This is a genomic window from Amycolatopsis sp. NPDC004625 (genome assembly GCF_040609695.1).
Taxonomy (GTDB): domain Bacteria; phylum Actinomycetota; class Actinomycetes; order Mycobacteriales; family Pseudonocardiaceae; genus Amycolatopsis.
The window spans coordinates 39142-64200 of sequence record NZ_JBEXKX010000023.1; the positions used below are offsets into that span (position 1 = coordinate 39142).

Annotated in this window: 18 protein-coding genes; 9 read left to right on the forward strand and 9 right to left on the reverse strand. The window is 71.4% G+C overall.

All coding sequences use genetic code 11. The features are described from left to right. Positions 1 to 49: 49 nt before the first annotated feature. Entirely contained in the window at positions 50 to 1402 is a 1353-nt protein-coding gene (locus ABZW17_RS25330) for a TrpB-like pyridoxal phosphate-dependent enzyme (protein WP_354818906.1), read from the forward strand. Positions 1403 to 1406: 4 nt separating this feature from the next. Here ABZW17_RS25330 and ABZW17_RS25335 read toward each other — a convergent pair whose 3' ends face one another. After that, positions 1407 to 2681: a diguanylate cyclase gene (locus tag ABZW17_RS25335; protein ID WP_354818909.1), complete on the reverse strand. Its 1275-nt coding sequence runs from the start codon at positions 2679 to 2681 to the stop codon at positions 1407 to 1409. A gap of 208 nt (positions 2682 to 2889) precedes the next feature. On the opposite strand from ABZW17_RS25335, the gene ABZW17_RS25340 reads away from it, so the two are divergent. Next, positions 2890 to 3147 carry a hypothetical protein gene (locus tag ABZW17_RS25340; RefSeq protein WP_354818912.1) on the forward strand — a complete coding sequence of 86 codons (258 nt, stop codon included), beginning with the start codon at positions 2890 to 2892 and terminating at the stop codon, positions 3145 to 3147. A 30-nt stretch (positions 3148 to 3177) separates the two neighbouring features. On the opposite strand, the gene ABZW17_RS25345 is transcribed toward ABZW17_RS25340, so the two are convergent. The 3 genes from ABZW17_RS25345 to araD all read right to left on the reverse strand — a co-directional run bounded on the left by ABZW17_RS25345 (position 3178) and on the right by araD (position 8035). Next, positions 3178 to 4377, reverse strand: a complete 1200-nt coding sequence (locus ABZW17_RS25345) for an MFS transporter (protein WP_354818915.1) — start codon at positions 4375 to 4377, stop codon at positions 3178 to 3180. 51 nt (positions 4378 to 4428) lie between these two features. Continuing rightward, a complete protein-coding gene (locus ABZW17_RS25350) occupies positions 4429 to 6216 on the reverse strand; it encodes a VanW family protein (RefSeq protein WP_354818918.1) in 1788 nt (595 codons plus the stop codon). Between the two features lie 106 nt (positions 6217 to 6322). Beyond that, positions 6323 to 8035 carry an L-arabinonate dehydratase gene (gene araD, locus ABZW17_RS25355; protein WP_354818921.1) on the reverse strand — a complete coding sequence of 571 codons (1713 nt, stop codon included), beginning with the start codon at positions 8033 to 8035 and terminating at the stop codon, positions 6323 to 6325. 75 nt (positions 8036 to 8110) lie between these two features. On the opposite strand from araD, the gene ABZW17_RS25360 reads away from it, so the two are divergent. The 3 genes from ABZW17_RS25360 to ABZW17_RS25370 are packed head-to-tail and all read left to right on the forward strand — an operon-like array spanning position 8111 to position 10260. After that, positions 8111 to 8764, forward strand: coding sequence for a GntR family transcriptional regulator (locus ABZW17_RS25360; RefSeq protein ID WP_354818924.1), 654 nt, complete (start codon positions 8111 to 8113; stop codon positions 8762 to 8764). Beyond that, positions 8761 to 9264, forward strand: coding sequence for a YfcE family phosphodiesterase (locus tag ABZW17_RS25365; protein ID WP_354818927.1), 504 nt, complete (start codon positions 8761 to 8763; stop codon positions 9262 to 9264). The genes ABZW17_RS25360 and ABZW17_RS25365 overlap by 4 nt, the downstream gene beginning before the upstream one ends. A 9-nt stretch (positions 9265 to 9273) precedes the next feature. Further along, on the forward strand, positions 9274 to 10260 hold the full coding sequence (locus ABZW17_RS25370) for a PHP domain-containing protein (RefSeq protein WP_354818930.1): 987 nt from the start codon (positions 9274 to 9276) through the stop codon (positions 10258 to 10260). 6 nt (positions 10261 to 10266) lie between these two features. Here ABZW17_RS25370 and ABZW17_RS25375 read toward each other — a convergent pair whose 3' ends face one another. Together ABZW17_RS25375 and ABZW17_RS25380 are read right to left on the reverse strand one after the other, a co-directional pair. Beyond that, a complete protein-coding gene (locus ABZW17_RS25375) occupies positions 10267 to 11112 on the reverse strand; it encodes a chitosanase (protein WP_354818933.1) in 846 nt (281 codons plus the stop codon). Positions 11113 to 11285: 173 nt separating this feature from the next. Further along, complete coding sequence (locus ABZW17_RS25380; protein WP_354818936.1) at positions 11286 to 11876, reverse strand: TetR/AcrR family transcriptional regulator; 591 nt, start codon at positions 11874 to 11876, stop codon at positions 11286 to 11288. Between the two features lie 67 nt (positions 11877 to 11943). Between ABZW17_RS25380 and ABZW17_RS25385 the strand changes: the two genes are divergently transcribed. After that, positions 11944 to 13422, forward strand: a complete 1479-nt coding sequence (locus ABZW17_RS25385; RefSeq protein ID WP_354818939.1) for an NAD(P)/FAD-dependent oxidoreductase — start codon at positions 11944 to 11946, stop codon at positions 13420 to 13422. Here ABZW17_RS25385 and ABZW17_RS25390 read toward each other — a convergent pair. The 3 genes from ABZW17_RS25390 to ABZW17_RS25400 all read right to left on the reverse strand — a co-directional run bounded on the left by ABZW17_RS25390 (position 13395) and on the right by ABZW17_RS25400 (position 17786). Then, the gene (locus tag ABZW17_RS25390; protein ID WP_354818942.1) at positions 13395 to 14303 is read right to left on the reverse strand and encodes a hypothetical protein; all 909 of its coding nucleotides are present in this window, start codon (positions 14301 to 14303) and stop codon (positions 13395 to 13397) included. The two genes, ABZW17_RS25385 and ABZW17_RS25390, sit on opposite strands and share 28 nt — an antisense overlap. A 76-nt stretch (positions 14304 to 14379) precedes the next feature. Then, a complete protein-coding gene (locus tag ABZW17_RS25395; protein ID WP_354818944.1) occupies positions 14380 to 16461 on the reverse strand; it encodes a M4 family metallopeptidase in 2082 nt (693 codons plus the stop codon). Positions 16462 to 16610: 149 nt separating this feature from the next. Continuing rightward, positions 16611 to 17786, reverse strand: coding sequence for a saccharopine dehydrogenase NADP-binding domain-containing protein (locus tag ABZW17_RS25400; protein WP_354818947.1), 1176 nt, complete (start codon positions 17784 to 17786; stop codon positions 16611 to 16613). A 109-nt stretch (positions 17787 to 17895) separates the two neighbouring features. Here ABZW17_RS25400 and ABZW17_RS25405 point away from each other — a divergent pair, with 109 nt between their 5' ends. The 3 genes from ABZW17_RS25405 (at position 17896) to ABZW17_RS25415 (ending at position 25049) form a co-directional block, all read left to right on the forward strand. Further along, a complete protein-coding gene (locus tag ABZW17_RS25405) occupies positions 17896 to 19059 on the forward strand; it encodes a lactate 2-monooxygenase (protein ID WP_354818950.1) in 1164 nt (387 codons plus the stop codon). A gap of 118 nt (positions 19060 to 19177) precedes the next feature. Beyond that, a complete protein-coding gene (hrpA, locus tag ABZW17_RS25410; RefSeq protein WP_354818953.1) occupies positions 19178 to 23074 on the forward strand; it encodes an ATP-dependent RNA helicase HrpA in 3897 nt (1298 codons plus the stop codon). Positions 23075 to 23294: 220 nt separating this feature from the next. After that, positions 23295 to 25049 carry a sialidase family protein gene (locus tag ABZW17_RS25415; RefSeq protein WP_354818956.1) on the forward strand — a complete coding sequence of 585 codons (1755 nt, stop codon included), beginning with the start codon at positions 23295 to 23297 and terminating at the stop codon, positions 25047 to 25049. Positions 25050 to 25059: the final 10 nt, after the last annotated feature.

Consider the following 25059-nt stretch of genomic DNA (forward strand, 5'->3'; position numbering starts at 1 on the left):
CTCCGCGGCCGGGAGCGGCCTAGGTTGGAGGGCCGACCAAGGAGGCGTGATGGCTGAACAGACCAAATACGTCCTGGACGAAGCCGATCTCCCGACCCAGTGGTACAACGTCATCCCCGACCTGCCCGAGCCGCCACCGCCGCCGCTGCACCCCGGCACCCGCGAGCCGGTCGGGCCGGAAGACCTCGCGCCGCTGTTCCCGCAGGCGCTCATCGCCCAGGAAGTGACGACTGATCGCTATGTCGACATCCCGGCGGAGGTTCAGGAGGTCTACCGGCTCTGGCGCCCGTCGCCGCTGTTCCGCGCGCGCCGCCTGGAGAAGGCCCTGGGCACGCCGGCGCGGATCTACTACAAGTACGAGGGCGTCAGCCCGGTCGGCTCGCACAAGCCGAACACCGCGGTGCCGCAGGCGTTCTACAACGCGGCCGAAGGCGTCCGGCGGCTGACCACCGAGACCGGCGCCGGCCAGTGGGGCAGCGCGCTCGCCTTCGCCTGCGCCCAGTACGGGCTGGAGTGCGAGGTCTGGCAGGTGCGCGCGTCCTACGACCAGAAGCCCTACCGCAAGCTGATGATGGAGACGTTCGGCGCGACCGTCCACCCGAGCCCGTCCGAGCTGACCGAGTCCGGCCGCGCGATCCTCAAGCAGCACCCCGACTCGACCGGCAGCCTCGGCATCGCGATCAGCGAGGCCGTCGAGCAGGCGGCGCAGGACCCGGACACGCGGTACGCGCTCGGCAGCGTGCTCAACCACGTGCTGCTGCACCAGACGGTGATCGGCGAGGAGGCGTTGAAGCAGTTCGAGCTGGCCGGCGACACCCCGGACGTCCTGGTCGGCTGCACCGGCGGCGGCTCCAACTTCGGCGGACTGGCTTTCCCGTTCCTGCGCGAAAAGCTGGCCGGCCGGATGGACCCGGTGATCCGCGCGGTCGAGCCGGCCGCGTGCCCGTCGTTGACGCGCGGGAAGTACGCCTACGACTTCGGCGACACCGCCGGGCTCACACCGTTGCTGAAGATGCACACGCTCGGCCACGAGTTCATCCCGGACCCGATCCACGCGGGCGGCCTGCGCTACCACGGGATGTCCCCGCTCATTTCCCACATCCACGAGCTGGGCCTGATCGAAGCGCTCGCGATCGGCCAGCGGGAGTGCTTCGCGGCCGGCGTCCAGTTCGCACGGTCGGAGGGCATCATCCCGGCACCGGAGCCGACGCACGCCTTGGCGGCCTGCATCCGGGAAGCGTTGCGGTGCAAGGAAAGCGGAGAGGAGAAGGTGATCCTGACGGCGTTGTGCGGGCACGCGCACCTCGACCTGCCCGCCTACGGCGCTTACCTGGCCGGGAACGTGGCGGACGACGAGCTGTCCGAGGCGACCCTCGCGGAGTCGTTGGCGACGCTGTCGTAGGCCGTCAGAGGGCGTCCGGGATCTCCGGGCGTGTCAGCTCGGTGCGGGCGGTCGCCAGGACCACGCGGTCGCGGCCGCCCGCTTTGGCCTCGAACACCGCGTCGTCCGCGGCCTGCAGGAGGATTGTGTACTCCGTTGCCGTTTCCGGGTACACCGCTGCGCCGATCGAGGCCGTCAGGCCCGTTATCACCTCGGGTTTGCCCGGGCGGATCACCGGGACCGGGACCTCGATGCGGGCGATCGCCGTGCGGATGCGGTCGGCGACGGAGGCGATCTCCGCGCTCGTCGTGCCCGGGAGCAGGACCACGAACTCGTCGCCGCCGAAGCGGCCGACGTAGTCGCCGCCGCGGACCGAGCTCTGGATCGCCGCCGCCACCGCGCGCAGGACCTCGTCGCCCGCCAGGTGGCCGTTGCCGTCGTCGATGGCCTTGAAGTGGTCGATGTCGATCATCAGCACGCCCGCCGTCGAGGACAGCTCCGCCGCGCGGGCCAGCTCGTTGCGGGCCAGCTGGACCCAGAACTCCGGGGCGAGCAGCGCCGTCTTGGAGTCCGTGCGCGCCGCCGCCTGGAACTGGGGGAGCAGCAGGCCGATGTGGAGCGCCACCGGGGTCACCATCAGCACCGGCAGCAGCCACGGCCGGACCGTCATCACCAGCGCGATGCCGCAGCCGACGCCGACCGCGGCCAGCACGATCAGCACGTCGGACGGGTTGCCGAACGCCTGCCGCGGCGGCTTGCCCGGGTTGCTCATCAGGATCACGACGATCACGAGCACGTAGTTCAGGCCGAAGTAGACGAGACCGGACGCCAGCAGCGCGGTCATCCCGCCGAACCCGTCCAGGTAGGGCACGTACGGCGCCACGTGCCCGGTGCCCGCCCAAAGAACGGCGCCCGCGGCGGCGCAGGCGAGGATCACCGTGGCACCGGAAAACACTTTCCGGTGAATGACACCGCGCCGTTTGTACACACGTACCCACGAATGGGCGTAACTGACGGCGATGACCACAGTGGCCAGTGGCGGGGGCAGCAGCAGGAGCCCGGCGAAGATCCAGATCGACTGGAGGTGCATGTGCGGCCGGCCGTCGGCGGCCAGCTCGCGGATGCGCTCGATGCGTTGTGCCGCTTCGAGGTGCACGACTTCGCCGGCCAGGATCAGGCCGCACCAGAGCAGCGACTGGGCCGTGATCGGCACCAGCGCGGCCGTCGTCAGGACCATGACCAACGCCAGTGCGTCGACGACGAGGACGTAGCCGAGCACCGGAGTGGCCAGCTTCCACATCGCCCACGTACGGATACCTGATCGTGGACGTTCTGAGCTGGGCTTTCGCCCTTGGGACCCGGACAATCCCACGAAACGCCCCTCTTCTCAGGACGGAACTCTTCGCGGAAAACGTCACTGTAATCGAACGAACGCGGTGTGTCACTAGGCTGGTCGGGCTACCGTCCGGTCACGCACCGTGCACCATCCCTCACCAACTGGAGAAACCATGTCGCACTTCCTGCCCAACGCCAACATCGTCCCGTCCCGCCGGCGCGCGCAGCGGCCGACCGACTGGACCCGGCAGCTCCCCACCGACTGGACCCGCGCGATCCCGACCGACTGGACCACGCGGCAGCTGCCCACGGACTGGACCACCCGCGAACTGCCGACCGACTGGACCGTCCGCGAGCTGCCCACCGATTGGACCCGCCCCGGCGTCTCGCCAGCTCTGCCCGAGTGCCCGACCGACTGGACGCGGTCCTGACCGGTCCCCGGTGACCGGCACCCCTGCCGGTCACCGGGAACCCGGTTGCGCCTGCCGCCACAGGTGAGCCGCCCCCAGCGCCGCCAGGACGCCCAATGCGCCCGCGCCGGCCACCACACCGTGCGGGGCCACGCGTTCGGCCGCCAGACCGGCCAGCACCACGCCGAGGCCCTGTGACACGCGCAGGGCCGTCAACGCGAACCCGAACGCCTGCGCACGCTGGGCGTCCGGCGTCAGCTGCACGAACGTCGTGTTCGCGATCAAGTTGTACGAACTGGCCACCCCGGACAGCGTGAACAGCGCCAACGTGGCCATCAGGTCCGGTCGCAGCGCGCAGCCCAGCAGGGCCGCGCACGCCAGCACCGCGAGCGGCCCCAGCAGGCGGCTGCGCTGCGACGGCGGGATCCGGGACAGCGCGGCCATGCCGATGACGTTCCCCAGCGCGTACGCCCCGAGCAGCAGCCCGACCACCACCGCACCGCCGCCGAGCTCGGCGGCGTACGGCGCGGCGACCGCCTCGCCCGCGATGTAGAGCCCCGACACGCACCCCAGCGCCACCAGCGCGAGCCGCCGCCGGTCGCCGGCCACCACCGTCCAGCCCGCCCGCACGTGCCGCCACCAGCGGACCCCGGAGGTCTCCCGCGGCGGCCGCGGCAGCACGCCGCTGACCAGGAACAGGGCCGACACCGCGAAGCTCGCCGCGTCCGCCATCAGGGCGCCGCCGGTGCCGAGGCCCGCCACGAGCAGCCCGCCGAGCGCGAACCCGGCGACCTGGCCCGCCTGCACCAGCATCATCAGCAGGCCCATCCCGGGCACGAAACTGTCACCGGGCAGCACCTGCGGCAGCAGTGCGGCCCGCCCCGAGTTCCACACCGGGTTGAGCAGCTGGACGCCGACCAGCAGCGCCGCCACCGCCGGCAGCGGGAGGCCGGGCGCCGCCATCACGGCCACCGCGAGCGCCCGCAGGACGTCGGCCAGGACCATCACCGCCCGCGGCGGGTGCCGGTCGGCCAGCCCGGACAGCAGGGGGCCGCCGACGAGGTCCGGCAGGAACGTCAGCGCGTAGGTCAGCGCGGCCCAGCCCGGCGAGTTCGTGCGGTCGTACACCAGGATCGACAGCGCCACCCGCGCCAGCTGGTCACCGGTGACGGAGACGACCTGGGCCGCGAACAGGGCCCGGAATTCGGTCACGCCGAGGACGTCCCGGAACCCCACCGCGCGTCCGCTCATGGGCACTCAGGGTACCGCCGCGGACGCCCAGCGTGAACGGCCGTTAGGAGGTCACTGCGCTTCTCCGCAGACGATTTTCGGCTGCGGGTTGTAGTGGACGGTCCGGGTGGACCGGCTGACCTCGCGGCCGGTGGCGGCGTCCTTGAGCACGCGGGTGTTGCTGGTGGTGAACCCCTGGGCGCCGTTCGAGGCGTGGCAGTTCTCCGCCGGGCCCGGCTTGGTCGGCGGGTCGCTCTGGTTGGTCTGGGCGCCTTCGACCGACTCGACGGTGTAGCGCTTGGTGCCCCACAGCTTCACGGTGATCGACGACGGCGTCCAGATCGTCTGGATCGCGATGCCGGTCGGCGAGTCGTTGGTGAACTTGAGATCGATGACGCTGGAGCCGTTGGGGTTCTGGAACACCGTCGCCTCGCGCGCGGCGGGGTAGCGGCTGATGTAGTAGCTGTGTTCCTTGTGCCCCGCGTCCTTCAGGCCCGCGAAGTACGACGCGTTGTACAGCGTGGTCGCGAACTGCGAGATGCCGCCGCCGACCTCGCGCCCGGGAGCGCCGTCCTTGATCACGCCCGCCTCGACGTACCCCTGGGCCGTGCCGCGCGGGCCGGTGAAACCGTTGAGGCTGAAGGTTTCCCCGGGCTTGACGATCGCGCCGTTCACCTTCTGGGCCACGACCCGGATGTTGACGCCGGAGTCGGCGGCGAACTTCTGGGTGGTGAACTCGCCGACGACCTCCTTGACGCCCAGCTGGTTCGCCTGGTCGGTGGTGACCTTCGCCGGGCTGTCCTTGTAGATCGCCGGGACCTCGCGGCCGTCGGTCTTCTTCAGCACGTCCGGCAGCGGCTTGAGGCTGGGGTCCCAGTCGATGGTCCGGCCGTCGGTGGAGGGGTCGACCGCGGGCTTGCCGCCTTCGAAGACGATGGTCGCGTCCTTGCCCTCCTTCTCGGTGGACTTCAGCTGCGGCCCGGCGGCTTCGGCGATCTTCGCGTTGTCGATCTTCGGCGTCAGCCCGCCGCCGTCGGCCGGTTCGAAGGTGAGCGCCGCGGCGATCGCTTCCGGCTTCACGGTGGCGTTCTTGCCCTCGCCCTTGACCACCAGCGGGCCGGAGACGGCGGGGCGGGCGAACCCGTCGAGCGCCGCCTGGACGCCTTCGGGCGTGGTGCGCACCGGCGTGTCGGTCACCGGCAGGGCCAGGGTTTCCCCGCTCGCCCACTTCTCGACGACGGCGGCGGTCGCGCCCGGCACGTCCAGCTTCTGCCCGGCCTTCGGCGGCACGGCGACCGGCTGCACGCCGTCGAACTTCACGGTGCCTTCGGCCGGTTCGCGGTCGACCTGGCCGCGCAGCTGCTCCAGCGCGGCGGTCAGCTTCGCGTCGTCGGCGCGGCTGACGACGCCGACCTCCCGGCTGGAGAACAGCGAAGCCAGCCGCGTGAACGGGTTCAGCGGCTGCTCGCCGGCCTGGTCGAGGGTCTGCGGCCAGTTGAGCTTCAGCCCGGCGAGCGTCGGCGAGAGCGTGCCCCGGACGTCGCCGGCGGTGACGGCGACCGGGCGGGTCAGCCGCGGCTCGATCTGCCCGCGCAGTTCCTGCTCGGCGGCTTCGCGGCCCATCCCGCCGACGTCGACGCCGGCCACGGTCACCCCGCGCGGCACGCTGCCCTGGCTGATCAGCAGGTCGATCCCGTAGCCCGCGACGAGCAGCCCGAACACCCCGCCGGCGATCAGGCCGGCCTTGCGGTAGGAGCGCTTCGACGTGCGGCCGGGGCCCGGTTCCGGTTCGGGCCCGACGACCGGGAGGACGTCGGTCTGCTCACCGTGTGAGTCGGGCCAGCGCGGTTCGTACGGCAACTCTCCACCCCTTCAACGCGGCGCCGGGTCGCGCCGGTGACGGGATCAGCGTACGGGGCACCCGGACAAGCCGTACGACTCGCCCTGACGGGGGATGAATCGGACCTCAGCCCGCGTCGGGCTCGGGATTGTGGCCCGCCCGGGCGAGGAAATCGAAGTCACAGCCTTCGTCGGCCTGCGTGATGTGTTCGCTGTAGAGCGCGCCGTAACCGCGTTCGAACCGGGGCGCCGGGGCCGTCCATTCCGCACGCCGTCGCTCGAGCTCGGCATCGGACACCTCGAGCCGCAGGGTGCGCGAAGGGACGTCCAAGGTGATCAGGTCGCCGTCGCGGACCAGCGCCAGCGGGCCGCCGACGTGCGACTCGGGCGCCACGTGCAGCACGCAGGCGCCGTAGCTCGTGCCGCTCATCCGCGCGTCGGAGATCCGGACCATGTCCCGGACGCCCTGTTCGAGCAGGTGGGCCGGGATCGGCAGCATCCCGTATTCGGGCATGCCGGGGCCGCCGAGCGGGCCGGAACCGCGCAGCACCAGTACCGAGTCCGCGGTGATCGCCGGGTCGTCGATCCGCTTCTTCAGGTCGGGGTAGTTCTCGAACACGACGGCCGGGCCGGTGTGCGTCAGCAGGTGCTTCTCGGCCGCGATGTGCTTGATGACCGCGCCGGACGGCGCCAGGTTGCCGTGCAGCACCGCGACCCCGCCCTCGGCCGCGACCGGGTTGGCCCGCGTGCGGATGACGTCGTCGTTGTGCACCTGCGCCTGCGCGAGGTTCTCGCCGAGGGTGCGGCCGGTGACGGTGGGGCGCTCGGGGTGCAGCAGGTCGGTCAGCCGCGACAGCAGCCCGGGCAGGCCGCCGGCGTAGTAGAAGTCCTCCATCAGCCAGTCGCCGCCGGGGCGGATGTTGGCCAGCACCGGCACGCGCCGGGCGATCGCGTCGAAGTCGGCGAGCGAAACCGGGATCCCGCTGCGGCCGGCCATCGCGATCAGGTGGATCACGGCGTTGGTCGAGCCGCCGAGCGCGAGCACGGTGGTGATGGCGTCTTCGTACGCCCGCTTGTCCAGCACCTGCGTGATGGTGAGGTCTTCCCAGACCATGCCGACGATCCTGGCACCGCTGGCCGCGGCCATCCGGTGGTGCGCCGAGTCGACGGCGGGGATCGACGCGGCCCCCGGCAGCGTCACGCCGAGCACCTCGGCGGCCGAGGTCATGGTGGACGCCGTCCCCATCGTCATGCAGTGGCCCGGCGAGCGGGCCAGCCCGCGTTCCAGTTCGGACATTTCGGCGTCGCCGATCAGCCCGGCGCGCTTGTCGTCCCAGTACTTCCACATGTCGGTGCCGCTGCCGAGGACCTCGTTGCGCCAGTGCCCGCGCAGCATCGGCCCGGCCGGGACGAAGATGGCGGGCAGGCCCGCGCTGGCCGCGCCCATCAGCAGCGCCGGCGTGGTCTTGTCGCAGCCGCCCATCAGGACGGCGCCGTCGATGGGGTAGGAGCGGAGGATTTCCTCGGTCTCCATGGCCAGCAGGTTGCGGTAGAGCATCGGCGTCGGCTTCTGGTAGGTCTCCGACAGCGTGGCGACCGGGAACTCCAGCGGGAAGCCGCCGGCCTGCCAGACCCCGCGCTTGACCTGCTCGGCGCGTTCGCGCAGGTGCATGTGGCAGGGGTTGATGTCCGACCAGGTGTTGAGGATGCCGATGACGGGTTTGCCGAGGTGCTCCTCCGGGTTGTAGCCCAGCTGGCGGCTGCGGGCGCGGTGGCTGAAATTGCGCAGTTCGTCGCCGCCGAACCACCGGTGGCTGCGGAGTTCCTCGGGTTGCTTCATGCCGTCCAGTATGGCATCTGATATACGATCGAGGGGCCTGGTTGAATTGGGGTTCACAGATCGAGGGAGCGCGCCATGACCGGGACGTTCAGCCTGCCCGCCTCCCGGACCGAAGTGGTCCTGGAGGAGATCCGCCGCGGCATCCTGACCCGGGAACTGGTGCCCGGCCAGCCGCTCGTCGAGGCGGAGCTGGCCGCGAAGCTCGGCGTGTCGAAGACGCCGGTGCGCGAGGCGCTCAAGGTGCTGTCGAACTCCGGCCTGGTGACGTTCAGCCCGTACAAGGGCGCGTCGGTGATCACAGTCGACGCCGAGCTCGCGAAGTCCGTCTACGACGTGCGGATGGTGCTCGAACCCGAGGCCGTCCGCCGGACCGTCGAGCGGCGCGACCCGGAGCTGCTGGAGGACGCGGCCGAGGCGCTGAAGGAGGCGTCGACGGCCATCGCGGACAAGGACCAGGCCGCGCTCAGCCTGCTGAACCGCCGGTTCCACCGCGCCCTCTACTCGGGCTGCGGCAACCCGCTGCTGGTCAGCATCCTCGACGACCTCAAGGACCGCGCGGCGCTGATCAGCGTCGTCGGCTGGGAGGCCAACCCCAGCTGGAAGAAGGAGTGGACCGAGCACAAGGCGGTCCTCGCGGCGGCGAAGAAGGGGGACGCCGAGGGCGCGGCCGCGCTGCTGCGCGACCACATCGGCGGGTTCCTCGACCGGGTGCTGAAGGCCATCGGATGAGGCTGCTGCTCATCTCGGACACCCACCTGCCGGCCCGCGCCCGCGAGCTGCCGCCGCGGGTGTGGGCCGAGGTGGCGGCCGCCGACGTCGTCGTGCACGCGGGCGACTGGGTCGAGGTGGCCCTGCTGGACGAGCTCGAGGCGCGCAGCAAGCGGCTGATCGGCGTGTACGGCAACAACGACGGCCCGGCGCTGCGGGCCCGGCTGCCGGAAGTCGCCCGGGCCGAGCTCGGCGGCGTGCGCCTGGCCGTGATCCACGAGACGGGCGCGAAGCAGGGCCGTGAGCAGCGGTGCGACGCGCAGTTCCCGGACACCGACGTGCTCGTCTTCGGGCACAGCCACATCCCGTGGGACACGGTGGCGCCGTCCGGCCTGCGGCTGCTGAACCCGGGTTCGCCGACGGACCGGCGCCGCCAGCCGTACTGCACGTACCAGACGGCCTCGGTGCACGGCGGCGCCCTGGTGGACGTCGAGCTGCACCGACTGCCCCGGAGGGGGTAGACAGGTCCCATGGATCCGGCATGGGCGTTGCGGGAGATCGCGTTCCAGCTCGAACGCGCGGGCGAACCGACCTACCGCGTCCGGGCGTTCCGGAACGCGGCGGCGACCGTCGACAAGACGGGCGCCGAGCAGCTGGCGCAGCTGGCGGAGAACGGCACGCTGACGTCGTTGCCCGGGATCGGGAAGGCCACGGCGGGGGTCATCGAGGACGCGCTGGCGGGTCGTGACCCGGCGTACCGGGGGAAGCTCGTCGAGAAGGAACTGCCGAGCGGCGAGCCGTTGCGCTCGGCGCTGCGCGGTGACTGCCACACCCATTCGGACTGGTCGGACGGCGGCAGTTCGATCGGCGAGATGGCGGTGGCGGGCCGCGACCTCGGCCACGAGTACATGGTGCTGACGGACCACTCGCCGCGGCTGACGGTCGCGAACGGGCTGTCCGCGGACCGGCTGCGCACGCAGATGCAGATCGTGGCGAAGGCCAACGAGCTGATGGCGCCCTTCCGCCTGCTGCACGGCATCGAGGTCGACATCCTCGACGACGGATCCCTGGACCAGGAGGACGAGCTGCTGGGGCAGCTGGACTTCGTGGTGGCGAGCGTCCATTCGAAGCTGCGGATGTCGTCCCTGGACATGACCCGCCGGATGGTGGCGGCGGTCCGCAACCCGCACACGCGGGTGCTGGGCCACTGCACGGGCCGGCTGGTGGTGGGGCGAGGACGTCCGGAGTCGGAGTTCGACGCGGAGAAGGTGTTCACGGCGTGCCGCGAGAACGGCGTGGCGGTGGAGATCAACTCCCGCCCGGAACGCCTGGACCCCCCGATGCGGCTGCTGCGCATGGCGGCGGAGATCGGCTGCGACTTCACGATCGACAGCGACGCGCACGCACCGGGTCAGCTGGATTGGCTGGGGTACGGCTGCGAGCGCGCGATCAAGGCGGGCATCGGACCGGAGCGCATCCTGAACACCCGCACGGCGGATGCGCTCCTGGCCCGGTGACCGGCGTCAGTTGATCGTGTACGAGTCGCCGTACACCTTCCACTTCAGCGGGGTGTGCAGGTCGAAGTTGCCCTCGCTCAGGAACTTCGCCTGCTCGGTGTCGACGCGCGAGGTGTCCGCGTGCGCCTCTTCCTGCTTCATGATCACCTTGCGGGCGGCGAAGAACGCCTTCAGGTACGTCGCTTCGTCGCCGCCCTGGGCCGGGGTTTTCGCCTTCTTCATCGCGGCGCTGCGGATGCCGCCGAAGCTGTCCGAACTGTCGCCCGGGCCGTGCATCACGATCGCGTCGTAGTAGGCGAACTGGCCCAGGTTGCTCAGGCCGTCCGCCTTGCCCTGGTTCACCGCCGGGTTGAAGTACACGCGGTCGCGCTCGTTGTTCTGGGCCGTCTGGAACGCCGTCGTCGCTGCGGCCTGCTTCCACGCGCTTTCGAACGCCGAGCCGAGGCCCGCGTGCGAATCCGTGCCGTTCACCTTGCGCAGCGCGGGAAGGTACTTGGCCAGCGGGTTGCCCGGGACCGAATTCGTGTACGCCTCGACGAGTTCGAGCATGTCGCCGGTGCCCGAACAGAACCCGATGATGCCCGCGGTGTAGCCGCGGCCGTCACCGATGTCCTCGATGTACTTGTACTGCGCCTTCCAGTCCAGCGAGGAGTTTTCCGCGCTGGAGACCAGCTTCATCGCGATTTCCTTCTTGGCCGGGGCCGAGAGGTCACCGGTGGCCAGCACGGAGGCGCCGGCGACCGACGCGGGCGCGGGTGCGGCCGAGGAGAGGGCCGGCGTGGTGATCACGAGGGCGGCGACGGAGGCCGCGCCGAGCGCGCCGACGAAGACCGGCCGCAACTTCTTGCTCATGGGGAGGAAACCCTTCCGCGGGATGCGCCGTCGGATCACGGCGGTTACGGGTGTGTGGGTGGAGCTGCGGCGTAACGACACGGTAGCGAAGGGTCAGCAGGCTCCACAAGAGGCGGAATCCGTTCATGTTCGTGAACGGTCCAGACCACTGCGGCAGGGTCCTCAGAGGACGGTCAACGGCCCCCGGCGAAGAGGCGGATGACGTCGGGCAGCACGGACACCGGGATCGTCGGGTCGATCGCCCGCTGGACACCCAGCCCGATGCCCAGGCTGAGCAGCGCCGTCGCGGCGTCGTCGGCCGACATCGGGAGAGTGATCCCGAACCGCTCGGCGTACCCGGTGAGCAGGCCGGCGATCGTGTCGCGGATGGCCTTGTCCCGCGCGGCCAGCTCTGCCCGGACGTGCGGGTCGCGCCGGGCGTTCGTGGCGAACTCGACCTCCAGGGCCGTCCACGCCTCGTCGCCGATGCTCCGCTCGGCCCAGGTCTGGAACGCCGCGAGCAGCCCGTCCACGCCCTCGGCGCCGGCCAGCGCCTCGGCGACCAGTTCGACCTGCTCGTCGTGGATCCGGTCCAGCACGGCCAGGCAGAGCTCGTCCTTGCTGCGGAAGTTCGAGTACACCGCGCCCTTCGAGTACCCCGCCTCGTCGGCGACCTTCTCCAGCGACGTCACCGAGTAGCCGTCGCGCAGGAAGAGCAGCTTGGCGGTCTCGACGAGCTGCTCGCGGGTGCGGGCCTGGCTTTCCGCGCGGGTGAGTCGGGGCATGCGGGCACTCTAGCGAGGTCCGGAATCGGGGTACCCATAGTATTCAGATACTGTTAGTCTCCGAAAAATGGAACAACGTGACTTCGCGGTCCTCGTCGTCGGAGCCGGGGCGTCGGGGCTGGGCGCCGCCATCCGCCTCGGCCAGGCCGGGGTCCGCGACCTCGCCGTGCTCGAGAAGGCGGACGCGCTGGGCGGCACCTGGCGCGACAACACCTACCCCGGCTGCGCGTGCGACGTCCCGTCCGCGCTGTACTCCTACTCCTTCGCCCCCAATCCGGAGTGGACGCGCGCGTTCGCCGGCCAGGGCGAGATCCGCGCCTACCTGCGGGACACCGCCGAGCGCTTCGGCGTCACCGAAAAGATCCGCTACGGCGTGGAGGTGACGCGGGCGCAGTGGAACGAGCGCGACGCGCGGTGGGAACTAAAGACGTCACAGGGCCCGTACCGCGCCCGGGTCCTGGTCGCCGGCACCGGCCCCTGGCACGAACCGCTGGTCCCGGACCTGCCGGGGCTCGCGGGTTTTCCCGGCGAGGTCTTCCACTCCGCCCGCTGGAACCACGGCTACGACCTGGCGGGCAAGCGCGTCGCGGTGGTCGGCACCGGCGCGTCGGCGGTCCAGTTCGTCCCCGCGATCGTGCCGCGGGTGGGGCGGCTGCACCTGTTCCAGCGCACGGCGCAGTGGGTGCTGCCCAAGCCGGACCACCACGTCCCGGGTGTCGAGCGGCTGCTCCTGCGGCGGTTCCCGGCGCTGCAGCGGGCGTTGCGCAGCGCGGAATACGGCGCGATGGAGACGCTCGGCTTCGGGTTCCGGCACCCGTGGCTGCTGCGGCAGGTGCAGCGGATCGGGCTCGCCCACCTGCGCCGGACCGTGCGGGATCCGGTGCTGCGCAAGGCGTTGACGCCCGGCTACACCCTGGGCTGCAAGCGCCTGCTGATGTCGAACACGTACTACCGGTCCCTGACGCAGTCCCATGTGGACGTTCACCCGACGGCGGTCCGGTCCGTCACCGGCGGCACGATCCACGGTGCCGACGGCTCGGCCGCCGAGGTCGACGCGATCATCTTCGGCACCGGGTTCCACATCCTCGACATGCCGGTGTCGGCCCGGGTGTTCGACGGCGACGGCCGCAGCCTCGACGACCACTGGAAGGGCAGTCCCCAGGCGTACGCCGGCACGACGGTGGCCGGTTTCCCGAACCTGTACCTGCTGCTGGGCCCGAGCCTCGGCACCGGGCACTCGTCGGCGTTCATGATCCTGGAGGCCCAGCTGCGCCACACGGTGGCGGCGGTGACCCGGACGCTGCGCGCGGCGGGGACGGCGCTGTCGGTCCGCCCGGAGGCCCAGGCGGCGTTCAACGCGGAGGTCCAGGCGGCCCTGCCGGGCACGGTGTACCAGTCCGGCGGCTGTTCGAGCTACTACACGGACGTCAACGGCCGCAACAGTTTCAGCTGGCCGTTCTCGACCGGCCGGCTGCGGTCGCGGGTGGGGGCGTTCCGCGAAGCCGACTACGAGGTCGTTCAGTCCCACTCCCAGCACATCCCGTAGACCCCCGGCCGGGCGTCCAGCACCGCGATGTGGCTCGTCCCGCTCGGCCCCACCGGCAGTTCCGGCCGGGCCGCCGCCTCGCCGGCGTAGCGGTAGCACCGCACCGGGACCGCCGCCGGGTCGAAGCACGCCTGCAGCACGATCTGCCGCGCCGGCGCGCGCACGCCGAACTGCAGGTAGTTCGTCTCCGGCGGCTCGCCGTCGTAGGCGAACTCGAAGTCGAACACGTACGTCTCGCCCGCCCGCAGCGGGTAGTCGAACCGCAGTTCGCAGGCCACCAGCTCGGACGCCGGGTCGCGGCGGACGCGGCCCGGGCGGCAGCAGTGCGTCGCGCGCAGCACCGGCTGGTGGCCGCCGCCGGTCTGCGGGCGGAAGAACGACACCCAGCGGTCGACGCCGTCGGCCTGGCTGGTCACCACCAGCTCCGTGCGCACCGACCGCTCGGTGCGGTCGGCGCCCAGCGTCGCCCGCTGGTGCACCGACACCAGGGCCAGCCGGGCGTTGCCGTCGAGGTCGATGCCGTCGCAGGCCGCCAGGTCCGTCGGCTCCGAGCCGAGGGCGCTGGCGAGGCTCACCCCGGACGGCCACGGCTCGGCCCGGCGCACCCGCGTCCGCGTCACCAGGCTCGTCAGGGCGTCCGGCGGCAGGTCGAGGCAGCTTTCGGCGACGCCCACCGCGTGCAGCGAACGCCGGCCCTCCGGGTGACGGCGGCCGCGGCGCCAGTAGGAAAGCGTGGCCAGGCTGACCTGGGCGCCGCGGATCGCCATCCGCCGCTGCAGCGCCTCCAGGCTCAGGCCGCGCTGCCGGATCGCCAGGTCGAAGGCCGCGGCGAACGGTCCTTCCCGGACCGACGCGGCGACCTCCGCGGGAATCGCCTCCACCCGGGTAAGCATGAATACCGGACGCGGCCCGCGCAACGAGGGCCTGCCACCAAAGTAGGTGGCAGGCCCCGCGGGGTCAGCTCAGCGCGACCCCGGTGTCGTCCACGGCGAACGACGTCTGCAGCGACTGGTCCTCCGTCCCGGCGAACTTCAGCGTGACCGTCTGGCCCGCGTACGAAGACAGGTCGAGCGTCTTCTGGACGTAGGCGGAGTTGCGGTCGAGGTTCGAGTACGTCGCCAGGGTCGCCGAACCGGCGGACACGACGAGCTTGTCGTAGGCGACGTTCTCGGTCTCCGCCGTCCACACCCGCAGCCAGAACGTCAGGCTCGCCTTGCAGCCGGCCGGGATGGTGACCGACTGCGTGAGCGTGTCCGTGTGCGCCGAACCCCAGCCGCCCAGCCAGGAGTCGTAGCTGCCCGAGTGCGTCGGCGCCTGGCTGCCCCACTGGCCGATCGTCGTGTTCGGATCGGTCCAGGACGCCTGGCCCGACTCGAAGCCCGGGTTCTGCACCAGCTGGCCGCTGCACCCGCCCGGGGGCGTCGTGGTGGTCGGCGGGGTCGTCGTCGTGGTCGGTGGCGTGCCGGTGCACGTCGGGTCGCCGGACTGCGCCGGGACGCTCACCGCGTTCCACGCCGCCTTCACCGCGTCGAATTCGGCGCAGCTGTCCGGGTACAGGTTCTTCGCGGCCTGCAGCGTCCACGTGCGGTAGCGCAGGTAGCTGCTGCCGGACGTCTTCAGCTGCAGGGCGCCGTGCATGATGTTGATCGCCTTGCGGATGCCGAGGCCGGCCACCGTGCTGTTGTTGCACGTCGAGCTCGCCGGCTGCCCGTTCGTCGGGTTGCTGCCCTCGGCGAGCAGGTAGAACCAGTGGTCGCCGGGCCCGGCCGCCTTGTGCACCTCGGCGTTCGGCGTCGAGCTGGAGTAGCAGTTCGGGTCGCCGACCTTCGACGGGTCGTACATGTACCGGATCGCGCCGGTGCCGACCAGGTTGACCTCTTCGCCGATCGCGTAGTCCGGCGGGTCGTACTGGGACGGCTCGTTCGCGTAGAACTCCGTCGCCGTGCCGAAGGTGTCCGCGACGAACTCCTGCGTGCCGCCGCCGGAGAAGCCGCCGGACCCGGAGTAGTCGTCGACGCCGTGGCCCATTTCGTGGCCGAGGATATCGAGCGAGCCGACCCACTCGCCGCTCGGGTTGTGGCCGAGGTTCACGTACGCGGGGCGCGAGTTGTAGTAGTAGGCGTTTTCGTCGTCGAGGCCGACGCGGATCTTCCACGCGCCGCCGTTGCCGGTGAAGCCGTTGCGGCCCACCCATTCCGAGAGCATCTTCTTCTCGGTCTGGGCGACGAACAGCGCGTCGGCGCAGCCGGTTTCGATGTTCGTGCCGGTGCCGTTGCCCCAGCTGTCGTCCGGGCCGGTGAGGACGGAGTCGCTGCTGTAGTTGCGGCAGTCCAGGTTCGGCGTGTCCGGGTCGGCCATCGAGTACGTGCTGCCGGACTTCGTCGTGTTCAGCGGCAGCGGCGACGGGCCGTTCCACTTGCCGGTGCCGGTGCCCGCGGCGACGTGCTGCACGGTCCGCAGCACGCGTCCGTCCACGGCGTCGACGTACACGCTCAGGCTGCTCGGCTCGCCGTGCTCGTCGGTGCCTTCGACGTTGCTCTCGTAGGCGAGGCGCCCGGTGCCGTCGGCGACGACGACGAGCTGTCCGCCGGGAAGGCTCTTCGGCCCGCGTACCTGCTTGCGCGCCACGGCATCGGCCTGCGCGGCGGACAGTTTCGCGCCGTGGACGTCGAGGTCGCCGAGGGCCTGCTGCTGCGCGACCGAGGTGGTCTTCACGGTGCCCGTGGCGTCGGTGGCGATGACCAGGTCGCCGCCGATCACGGGCAGGCCGTCGTAGGTGCGGTCGTAGACGACGTAGGACAGGCCGGCCGCCGACCGGACGTCCCGCTGCACGAACCTGTCGTGCTTGCCGGCGTGCAGGGCGGCGGGCCGGGCGGCGACCAGGCCCGCGGCGGCGCCGGTGGCGTCGGCCTGGGCCTGCGCGGCGGACGGCGGGGGCACGGGGGCGGGCTGCGCGGGCGCGGCGACGGCGATGCCGACCACCACCATGCCCGCCGCCGTCGCCCCGCCGAGCGCGGCGAACCGTTGGGGCAATCTCATGACGCTCCTTGGGAAAACGCGAAGGGGAAAGGGAGAACCCGATCGACGCTAACCGCGGTTTCGGAGCGGCAGAAGTTCCATCACAGCAGCGGAATTTCACGCACCCTTGCTGTGAAAGCGTGAAAGCCTCGTGAGTGGTAAGGAGGGTTCTAACCCGCCTTACCACTCACGACGGTGAAGCGGAGGCCGGCTTTGGTGAGGCGGTCGACGAGGGCGCCGCCCATCGCGGTCGCCGTCGTCACCTGGCCGGCCGTTTCCGGCAGGTCGTCGGTCGCCAGGCACAACGCCGATTCCGCGAGCATCTTCGCCGTTTCGTCGTAGCCCGGGTCGCCGCCGGACACCTCCGTCACCACGCGCGAGCCGCCGCCTTCGCCGAAGAACCGCACCGAGAACCACGACCGCGCGCGGCGCTCCGGGCTCGGCCCGCTGCCGGGCGCGAGCAGCCGCGAGAGCGCCCGCCGGGCCGGCGGGACCTGCGCCGCGGCGAGCAGCGCGCCCGCCCCGGCGACCCCGCCGGCCAGCACCGGCAGGTGCTTGACCGCGGCGAAGTGCCGGTAGGTGAAGTCGGGCCCGTAGCGCTCGGACGCGGCGGCCGACCGGCGGACGACTTCGGGGTCGATCGTCGGCAGCGGCACCGCCCACCAGCCCGGGTCGGCGACCCGGTGCGGGCGCCCGAGCGGGGCCCGCGCGAACCGCCCGGCCGGCCGCGGCTCGGCGGCGGCCCGCTCACGCGCCACCCGGGCCCCGGCCGGCAGCCGGGACATGATGGTGAGCGCGCTGAGCACGGTGCCGCCCGACGGCATCCCGCCGGCCCGGACGTAGCCGTCGACCCGCAGCGGCACGCCCTCCGGCAACTGCTGCACGGTGAACCACGCGCCGAGGTCGTGGGGGATGGAGTCGAACCCGCACGCGTGCACCAGCCGCGCCCCGGTCTCGCGGGCGCGCCGGTCGTGCGCGAGGTACATCCGGTCGACGAACTCGGGTTCGCCGGTCAGGTCGACGTAGCCGGTGCCGGCGTCGGCGCAGGCCGCGACCAGCGGCTCGCCGTGCGTCAGGTACGGCCCCACGGTGGTGATCACCACCTTGGCGGCCTCGGCGACGGCCCGCAGCGACGCCGGCTCGCCGGAGTCGGCGACGAGCAGGTCGAGCGAGGCGAACCGGTCGTCGATCGCGGCGAGGGCCGTCCGGACGGCTTCGAGCTTGCCGCGGTTGCGCCCGGCCAGGGCCCAGCGCAGGTCCGCGGGTGCGTGGCGGGCCAGGTGTTCCGCGGTCAGGCCGCCGGTGAACCCGGTGGCGCCGAACAGGACCACGTCGTACGCGCGCATGACTTCTCCTCCGGGGACGTCGGCGGCCTCAGGTTACCCGTGGGTCACTTCCCGGCGCCGGGTGAACTACCGGCGGGTACAGTGCCCCCTCGAACGCGAGGAGGCAACCGTGACCGAACGCTTCGGCAGCTACCAGAACGAGATCTACCTGCAGGGACTCGGAGGTCAGCTGCCGCCGTGCTCGACCGACGCGACGAAGCTCGAAGCGTCGGCCCGCGAGGTCATGGCGCCCGGGCCGTTCTCCTACGTCGCGGGCGCGGCCGGCTCCGGCGCGACCGCCCGCGCGAACCGCGAGGCGTTCGACCGCTGGCGCGTCGTGCCCCGGATGCTGACCGGCGCCACCGACCGCGACCTGGCCACGACCGTGCTCGGCACCCGGCTGCCGGCGCCGGTGGCCGTCGCGCCGGTCGGCGTCCAGTCGATCGTGCACCCGGACGCGGAGTCCGCGACCGCCCGCGCCGCCGCCTCGGTCGGGCTGCCGTTCATCCTGTCCACGGCCTCCTCGACCGGCATCGAGGACGCCGCCGCGGCCAACGGTGCCGGCCCGCGCTGGTTCCAGCTGTACTGGCCCGGCGACAACGACGTCTGCGCGAGCCTGCTGACCCGGGCGAAGAACGCGGGCTACACCGCGCTGGTCGTCACGCTCGACACGTGGACGCTGGCCTGGCGGCCGTCCGATCTGGACCAGGCGTACCTGCCGTTCCTCAAGGGCGAGGGCTGCGCGGTCCCGTTCACCGACCCGGTGTTCCGCGGCCTGCTGGAGAAGACGCCGGAGGAGGACCTGAACATGGCGATCCTGCGCTGGATCGGCATGCTCACCGGCACCGACCGGACCTGGGACCAGCTGCCCTTCCTGCGCGAGCACTGGGACGGCCCGATCGTCCTGAAGGGCATCCAGCACGTCGGGGACGCCCGCCGGGCGGCCGAGGCGGGCATGGACGGCATCGTGGTGTCCAACCACGGCGGCCGTCAGGTCGACGGCGCCCTGGGCGCGCTGGAGGCCCTCCCGCCCATCGTCGCGGCGGTCGGCGACCGGCTGGATGTGCTGTTCGACTCGGGCGTCCGCACCGGCTCGGACGTGCTGAAGGCGCTGGCTCTCGGGGCCCGGGCGGTCCTGGTGGGCCGCCCGTGGGTGTACGGCCTGGCCCACGCGGGCGAGGCCGGCGTCCGGCACGTCCTGCGCAGCCTGCTGGCGGACTTCGACCTGACCATGGGGTTGTCGGGCCACCGCACCCTCGCCGACCTGGGGCCGGAGTCCCTGCAGCGGGTGTGAGGTGCCGGCCCGGCCCGGCCGGGGACCGTCGGCGCGGGCCTTCCGGAGGTGCGCCCGGTCACGCGCCGGGGATATTCGGGAGCCCGGTTCGTCACGCACGGCTATCCTCGGACCAAGAATGTCCGAGCCATCCCCCTTCACCGCGCTGCGAGCGCGCCTGCCCGAGCTCATGCCGCGCGACGAGCAGCGGCTGCGCCGGCGGCTCGAAGGCGCCCGCAAAGCCCGCGACCGCGACTCCGCCCTCGCGCAGATCGCCGCCGACGTCGACAAGGCGGAGCTGCGCGTGCAGTCGCGGCGCGAGAGCGTGCCCAAGATCGAGTACCCCGAAGAGCTGCCGGTCAGCCGGCTCAAGGACGAGATCGCCGCGGCCATCGGCAAGCACCAGGTCGTGATCGTCGCGGGGGAGACCGGCTCCGGCAAGACCACCCAGCTGCCGAAGATCTGCCTGGAGCTCGGCCGCGGCATCCGCGGCCAGATCGGGCACACCCAGCCGCGGCGCCTCGCCGCGCGCACGGTCGCCGACCGGATCGCGAGCGAACTGAAGACCGAGCTCGGCGACACCGTCGGCTACAAGGTGCGGTTCACCGACCAGTCCGGCCAGGACACCCTGGTCAAGCTGATGACCGACGGCATCCTGCTGGCCGAGATCCAGACCGACCGGTCGCTGCGCCAGTACGACACGCTGATCATCGACGAGGCCCACGAGCGCAGCCTCAACATCGACTTCATCCTCGGCTACCTCAAGCAGCTGCTGCCGCGCCGCCCCGACCTCAAGGTCATCATCACCTCGGCGACAATCGATCCGGAGCGCTTCTCGAAGCACTTCGACGACGCCCCGATCGTCGAGGTCTCCGGCCGGACGTACCCAGTCGAGACCCGCTACCGGCCGCTCGTCGACCCTGACGACCCTTCCGACGACGATGGAGCCGCCGACGAGCGGGACCAGACGCAGGGCATCCTCGACGCCGTCGAGGAGCTGTGCGCCGAGGGCCCCGGCGACATCCTGGTGTTCCTCTCCGGCGAACGCGAGATCCGCGACACCGCCGACGTGCTGAACCGGGCGAACCTGCGCAACACCGAGGTTCTGCCGCTGTACGCGCGGCTGTCCTCGGCCGAGCAGCAGCGCATCTTCCAGTCCCACACCGGGCGCCGGGTGGTGCTCGCGACGAACGTCGCCGAGACGTCGCTGACCGTGCCGGGCATCAAGTACGTCGTCGACCCGGGCACCGCGCGGATCTCGCGCTACAGCCACCGCACCAAGGTGCAGCGGCTGCCGATCGAACCGGTGTCGCAGGCGTCGGCGAACCAGCGCAAGGGCCGCTGCGGCCGGACGTCCGACGGCATCTGCATCCGGCTCTATTCCGAAGAGGACTTCGAAAGCCGGCCCGAGTTCACCGATCCCGAGATCCTGCGCACCAACCTGGCCTCGGTCATCCTGCAGATGACGTCGCTGGGCCTCGGCGACATCGCCGCGTTCCCGTTCGTCGAGCCGCCGGACCGCCGCCAGGTCAGCGACGGCGTCGGCCTGCTGCAGGAGCTGGGCGCGTTCTCCTCGACGAGTTCGGACCGCACGCTGACCGACATCGGCCGCAAGCTCGCGCAGCTGCCGGTCGACCCGCGGATGGGCCGGATGGTCCTGGAAGCCGCGAAGAACGGGTGCGTCCGCGAAGTGATGATCATCGCCGCCGCACTGTCCATTCAGGACCCGCGCGAGCGGCCGGCCGAGAAGCAGCAGGCCGCCGACGCCCAGCACGCGCGGTTCGCCGACCCGACGTCGGACTTCCTGGCCTACCTGAACCTCTGGGAGTACGTCGCCGAGCAGCAGAAGGCGTTGTCCGGCAACCAGTTCCGCCGCATGTGCCGCACGGAGTACCTGAACTACCTGCGGCTGCGCGAGTGGCAGGACATCTTCAGCCAGCTGCGCCAGCTGGCCAAGCCGCTCGGCATCTCGCTGAACACGAACGCGTCGCCGGTGGACCCGCAGCGCGTGCACACGTCGCTGATCGCCGGGCTGCTCTCGCACATCGGCCTCAAGGACCCGGCGAAGGGCGACTACCTGGGCGCGCGCGGCGCCCGTTTCGGCGTCTTCCCGGGTTCGGCGCTGTTCAAGAAGCAGCCGCGCTGGGTGATGTCGGCGGAACTGGTCGAGACGTCCCGGCTGTGGGCGCGGGTCAACGCGCGCATCGAGCCCGAATGGGTCGAGCCGCTGGCCGGGCACGTCGTCAAGCGGTCGTATTCCGAGCCGCACTGGGAACGCAAACAGGGCGCGGTGATCGCGACCGAAAAGGTGACGCTGTACGGCGTCCCGCTGATCGCCGACCGCCGCGTCAACTACGGCCGGATCGACCCGGAGCTGTCGCGGGCGCTGTTCATCCGGCACGCGCTGGTCGAGGGTGACTGGCAGACGCGCCACCACTTCTTCGCCGAGAACCGGGCGCTGCTGGAAGAGGTCGAGGACCTCGAAAACCGCGCCCGGCGGCGGGACATCCTGGTCGACGACCAGACGCTGTACGAGTTCTACGACGCGCGGGTGCCGGCGGACGTCGTCTCGGTGCGGCACTTCGACAGCTGGTGGAAGAAGGCGCGGCACGCCGAACCGGACCTGCTGTCATTCGAGAAGTCCATGCTCATCAACGAGTCCGCGGGCAGCGTCCGCGAGGGCGACTACCCGGACTCGTGGACCCAGGGCACGCAGGTCTTCAAGCTGACCTACCAGTTCGAGCCGGGCGCGGACGCCGACGGCGTCACCGTGCACGTCCCGCTGCCGGTGCTGAACCAGGTGACGCCGGACGGGTTCGACTGGCAGGTGCCGGGCCTGCGCGCGGAACTGGTGACGCAGCTGATCAAGTCGCTGCCGAAGGCGTTGCGGCGCAACTTCGTCCCGGCGCCGGACACCGCGCGGGACGTCCTTTCGCGAGTGTCGCCTTCGGACGGTCCGCTGCTGGAGGTGCTCGGCCGCGAGCTGCGCGCCTGGCGCGGGATCACGGTGCCGTACGCGGACTGGGACCCGGCATCGGTGCCGGACCACCTGAAGATGACCTTCCGCGTGGTCGACGAGCGCGGCAGGAAGGTCGCCGAGGGCAAGGACGTTTCCGCGTTGCAGCGACGCCTGGCCCCGAAGGTCCGGGAGACGATCTCGAAGGCCGCGAACACGCTGGAGAAAGCCGGGCTGACCAAGCCGTCGTTCGGTGCGCTGCCGAAGGTGTTCGAATCGACGCAGCGCGGCCACGACGTCAAGGCGTACCCGGCGCTGGTCGACGAGGGCGCCTCGGTGGCGGTGCGGCTGCTGGACACCCCGGCCCAGCAGGCGCACGCGATGTGGGCGGGCACGCGGCGGATGCTGCGGCTGAACCTGAACTCGCCGATGAAGTTCATCACGCGGTCGCTGTCCAACTCCTCGAAGCTGGCACTGAACCGGAACCCGCACGGCAGCGTGGCCGCGCTGCTGGAGGACTGCGTCGACTGCGCGGTGGACGCCCTGATGGCCGCGGGCGGCGGCCCGGTGTTCGACGAAACCGGCTTCAAGGTGCTGCTGGAGAAGGTCCGCGCGGGCCTGCACCCCGAGGTGCTCGGAGTCCTGGCGGACGTGGAGAAGATCCTCCGCGCGGCGAACGACGTCGAGGTGCAGCTGCCGTCGACGCGCGGCCCGGCGGAGTCACTGGCCGACATCCGCACCCAGCTGTCTTCGCTGGTCTACCCCGGCTTCGTGACGGAGACGGGCGCGGCGCGGCTGCGGCACGTGGTCCGGTACCTGCAGGGTATTTCCCGCCGGCTGGAGAAGCTGGTTTCGGAGCCGACCCGCGACCTGCAGCGGACGGCGGACATCGCGTGGATCACCCGCGAGTACGAGGACGCGCTGGCTTCGCTGCCGCCGGGCACGTCGTCCCCGGCGTTGCGCGAGGTGCGCTGGATGATCGAGGAACTGCGGGTGTCGTTCTTCGCGCAGACGCTGGGAACGGCGCACCCGGTGTCGCTGAAGCGGATCACCAAGGCGCTCGACGACGCCATGGCCTAGCGGAAGACCCGGGCGGCCGCCGGCGAGGTGCGCGATCCGGTGGCCAGGTCGGGCAACGCGTGGTCGCGGTCCACCGCGGACAGGTCGAGGCCGTAGTCGATCATTGTTTCAAATTACCGAAAAACCGGTATGTCCGGCTCCACACTTCCGGCGGTTGACCGGCGGCGTGCGGAAGTCAAGCCTGGGTCGGCTGGAGACCTTCCTGGGAAAGGACTTTCCGATGTCCTTGGGTGTTTCGTCCGCCAGGCGAAGAATCGTCATCGCCTGCACCGCGCTCCTGGTGCCGCTGGTGCTCGCGCCCGCCGCGCACGCGGCCGGGTCGCCGCTGCCGGTGAACCCGCACGCCGGCAAGCAACGGCTCGCCGCCGAGCCCCGGCACACCGTGCCGAACCGGCTGCTCAAGGAGCAGTTCGCCGAGGAGGAAGAGGAGGACGGCGACAACCCCGCGCTGTCCGCGCTCTGCCAGACCTACATCGGCAAGCCGAACCCGTACCGGCCGCTCGCGCCGAACACCGACGTCATCGACGGGGACACCATCGTGCCCACCGGCAGCCAGACCGGCTGCAGCACCGCCCAGAACGAAACGACCGTCGCGGTCAACCCGGAGAACCCGCGCAACATCGTCGCCGGGTCGAACGACTACCGGCTGTACAACACGCGCGAGGCGCGCAACGACTCCGGCGGCTTCGCCTACACCTCCTTCGACGGCGGCCGGACCTGGGCGAACGTCCAGCTGCCGCACCTCGACTTCCCGACCGGCGCCGCCGCGCCGCTGTCCTACATGGACGCCGCCGGCGACCCCGCGATCGCCTTCGGGCCGCACAACACCGTCTACTACGCGACCCTCGTGTTCAGCCGGGCCGCGGTGCCCGACGACCAGCAGCTGGCCAGCGGCATCGCGGTGTCGGTCTCCCACGACGGCGGGCGCAGCTTCGGCGACCCGGCGATCCTGCACCTCGACGGCGTCACCCCGGCGGGCACGCCGACGCCGACGAACATCTTCAACGACAAGGAGTGGATCGCCGCCGACCCGGTGTCCGGCGACGTCTACGTGACCTGGACGCAGTTCACCTACGACCCGTCCGGGGCCTTCGTCGAGTCGCCGATCGTGCTGTCGAAGTCCCGCGACTTCGGCCGGACGTGGTCCCCGATGCGCCGGATTTCGCCGTCGCTGACCGGTTTCCCCGGCGGGATCACGCCGTTCGGCAGCGGCTCGAACCCGGTGGTCACCCGCGACGGGACGCTCCAGGTCGCCTACGAGACGTCGGTGTGCAAGACGGCCGCGTGCGACCAGCCCGCCGACCACGACGCGGTCGTCGTGGCGACCTCGCGCGACGGCGGCCGGACGTTCCGGCACGCCGAGGTGGGGCTCGACTTCGACTTCCCGGTGAACGACGACGTCGCCAACAACGCGCTGACCGGCGAGAACTTCCGGATCAACAGCTTCCCGCAGCTGACCTACGACCGGGTGACCGACCACCTGTGGGTGACCTGGGCCGACGACCGCAACGGGGTCTACCGCGACAGCGAGTCGGTGAAGACGAACGGCGACGCCTTCCTGAGCGGATCCGACGGCCGGCACGGCTGGTCGAAGCCGGTGAAGGTCGGTACCAGCGCCGACGAGGTGTTCCCGGCGGTGGCGGCCTTCGCCGGCCGGGTCGCGGTGACGTCGTACACACGCGCGTACGACCCGAACGGCATCGGCCTGGACTACGCGTACGCGACCGGCTGGGGCGACACCCTGTCACCGCTGCGCCGGATCACGACGCAGACGGCGAACCCGCAGGTCCAGTTCGTCTCGACGGGCGCGGTGACGGGCAAGGAACTCCAGGGCGTGTTCATCGGCGACTACACGGCGGCGGCGGTCGGCGCGGACTTCCGCCTGCACCCGGTGTGGACCGACTTCCGCGGCAACCCGGGCCGGACGCTGCCGAACCAGGACGTCGGCACGCAGACCCTGCCGATGTTCCCGTAGCGACCGGGCC

Bases quoted from the DNA above. Each gene is read 5' to 3' on its own strand.
- hrpA (WP_354818953.1), top strand. From the start codon at position 19,178: ATGTCCGAGCCATCCCCCTTCACCGCGCTGCGAGCGCGCCTGCCCGAG.
- ABZW17_RS25365 (WP_354818927.1), top strand. From the start codon at position 8,761: ATGAGGCTGCTGCTCATCTCGGACACCCACCTGCCGGCCCGCGCCCGC.
- ABZW17_RS25330 (WP_354818906.1), top strand. From the start codon at position 50: ATGGCTGAACAGACCAAATACGTCCTGGACGAAGCCGATCTCCCGACC.
- ABZW17_RS25360 (WP_354818924.1), top strand. From the start codon at position 8,111: ATGACCGGGACGTTCAGCCTGCCCGCCTCCCGGACCGAAGTGGTCCTG.
- ABZW17_RS25385 (WP_354818939.1), top strand. From the start codon at position 11,944: ATGGAACAACGTGACTTCGCGGTCCTCGTCGTCGGAGCCGGGGCGTCG.
- ABZW17_RS25340 (WP_354818912.1), top strand. From the start codon at position 2,890: ATGTCGCACTTCCTGCCCAACGCCAACATCGTCCCGTCCCGCCGGCGC.
- ABZW17_RS25400 (WP_354818947.1), bottom strand. From the start codon at position 17,786: ATGCGCGCGTACGACGTGGTCCTGTTCGGCGCCACCGGGTTCACCGGC.
- ABZW17_RS25370 (WP_354818930.1), top strand. From the start codon at position 9,274: ATGGATCCGGCATGGGCGTTGCGGGAGATCGCGTTCCAGCTCGAACGC.
- ABZW17_RS25335 (WP_354818909.1), bottom strand. From the start codon at position 2,681: ATGTGGAAGCTGGCCACTCCGGTGCTCGGCTACGTCCTCGTCGTCGAC.
- ABZW17_RS25380 (WP_354818936.1), bottom strand. From the start codon at position 11,876: ATGCCCCGACTCACCCGCGCGGAAAGCCAGGCCCGCACCCGCGAGCAG.
- ABZW17_RS25415 (WP_354818956.1), top strand. From the start codon at position 23,295: ATGTCCTTGGGTGTTTCGTCCGCCAGGCGAAGAATCGTCATCGCCTGC.
- ABZW17_RS25375 (WP_354818933.1), bottom strand. From the start codon at position 11,112: ATGAGCAAGAAGTTGCGGCCGGTCTTCGTCGGCGCGCTCGGCGCGGCC.
- ABZW17_RS25345 (WP_354818915.1), bottom strand. From the start codon at position 4,377: ATGAGCGGACGCGCGGTGGGGTTCCGGGACGTCCTCGGCGTGACCGAA.
- ABZW17_RS25395 (WP_354818944.1), bottom strand. From the start codon at position 16,461: ATGAGATTGCCCCAACGGTTCGCCGCGCTCGGCGGGGCGACGGCGGCG.
- araD (WP_354818921.1), bottom strand. From the start codon at position 8,035: ATGAAGCAACCCGAGGAACTCCGCAGCCACCGGTGGTTCGGCGGCGAC.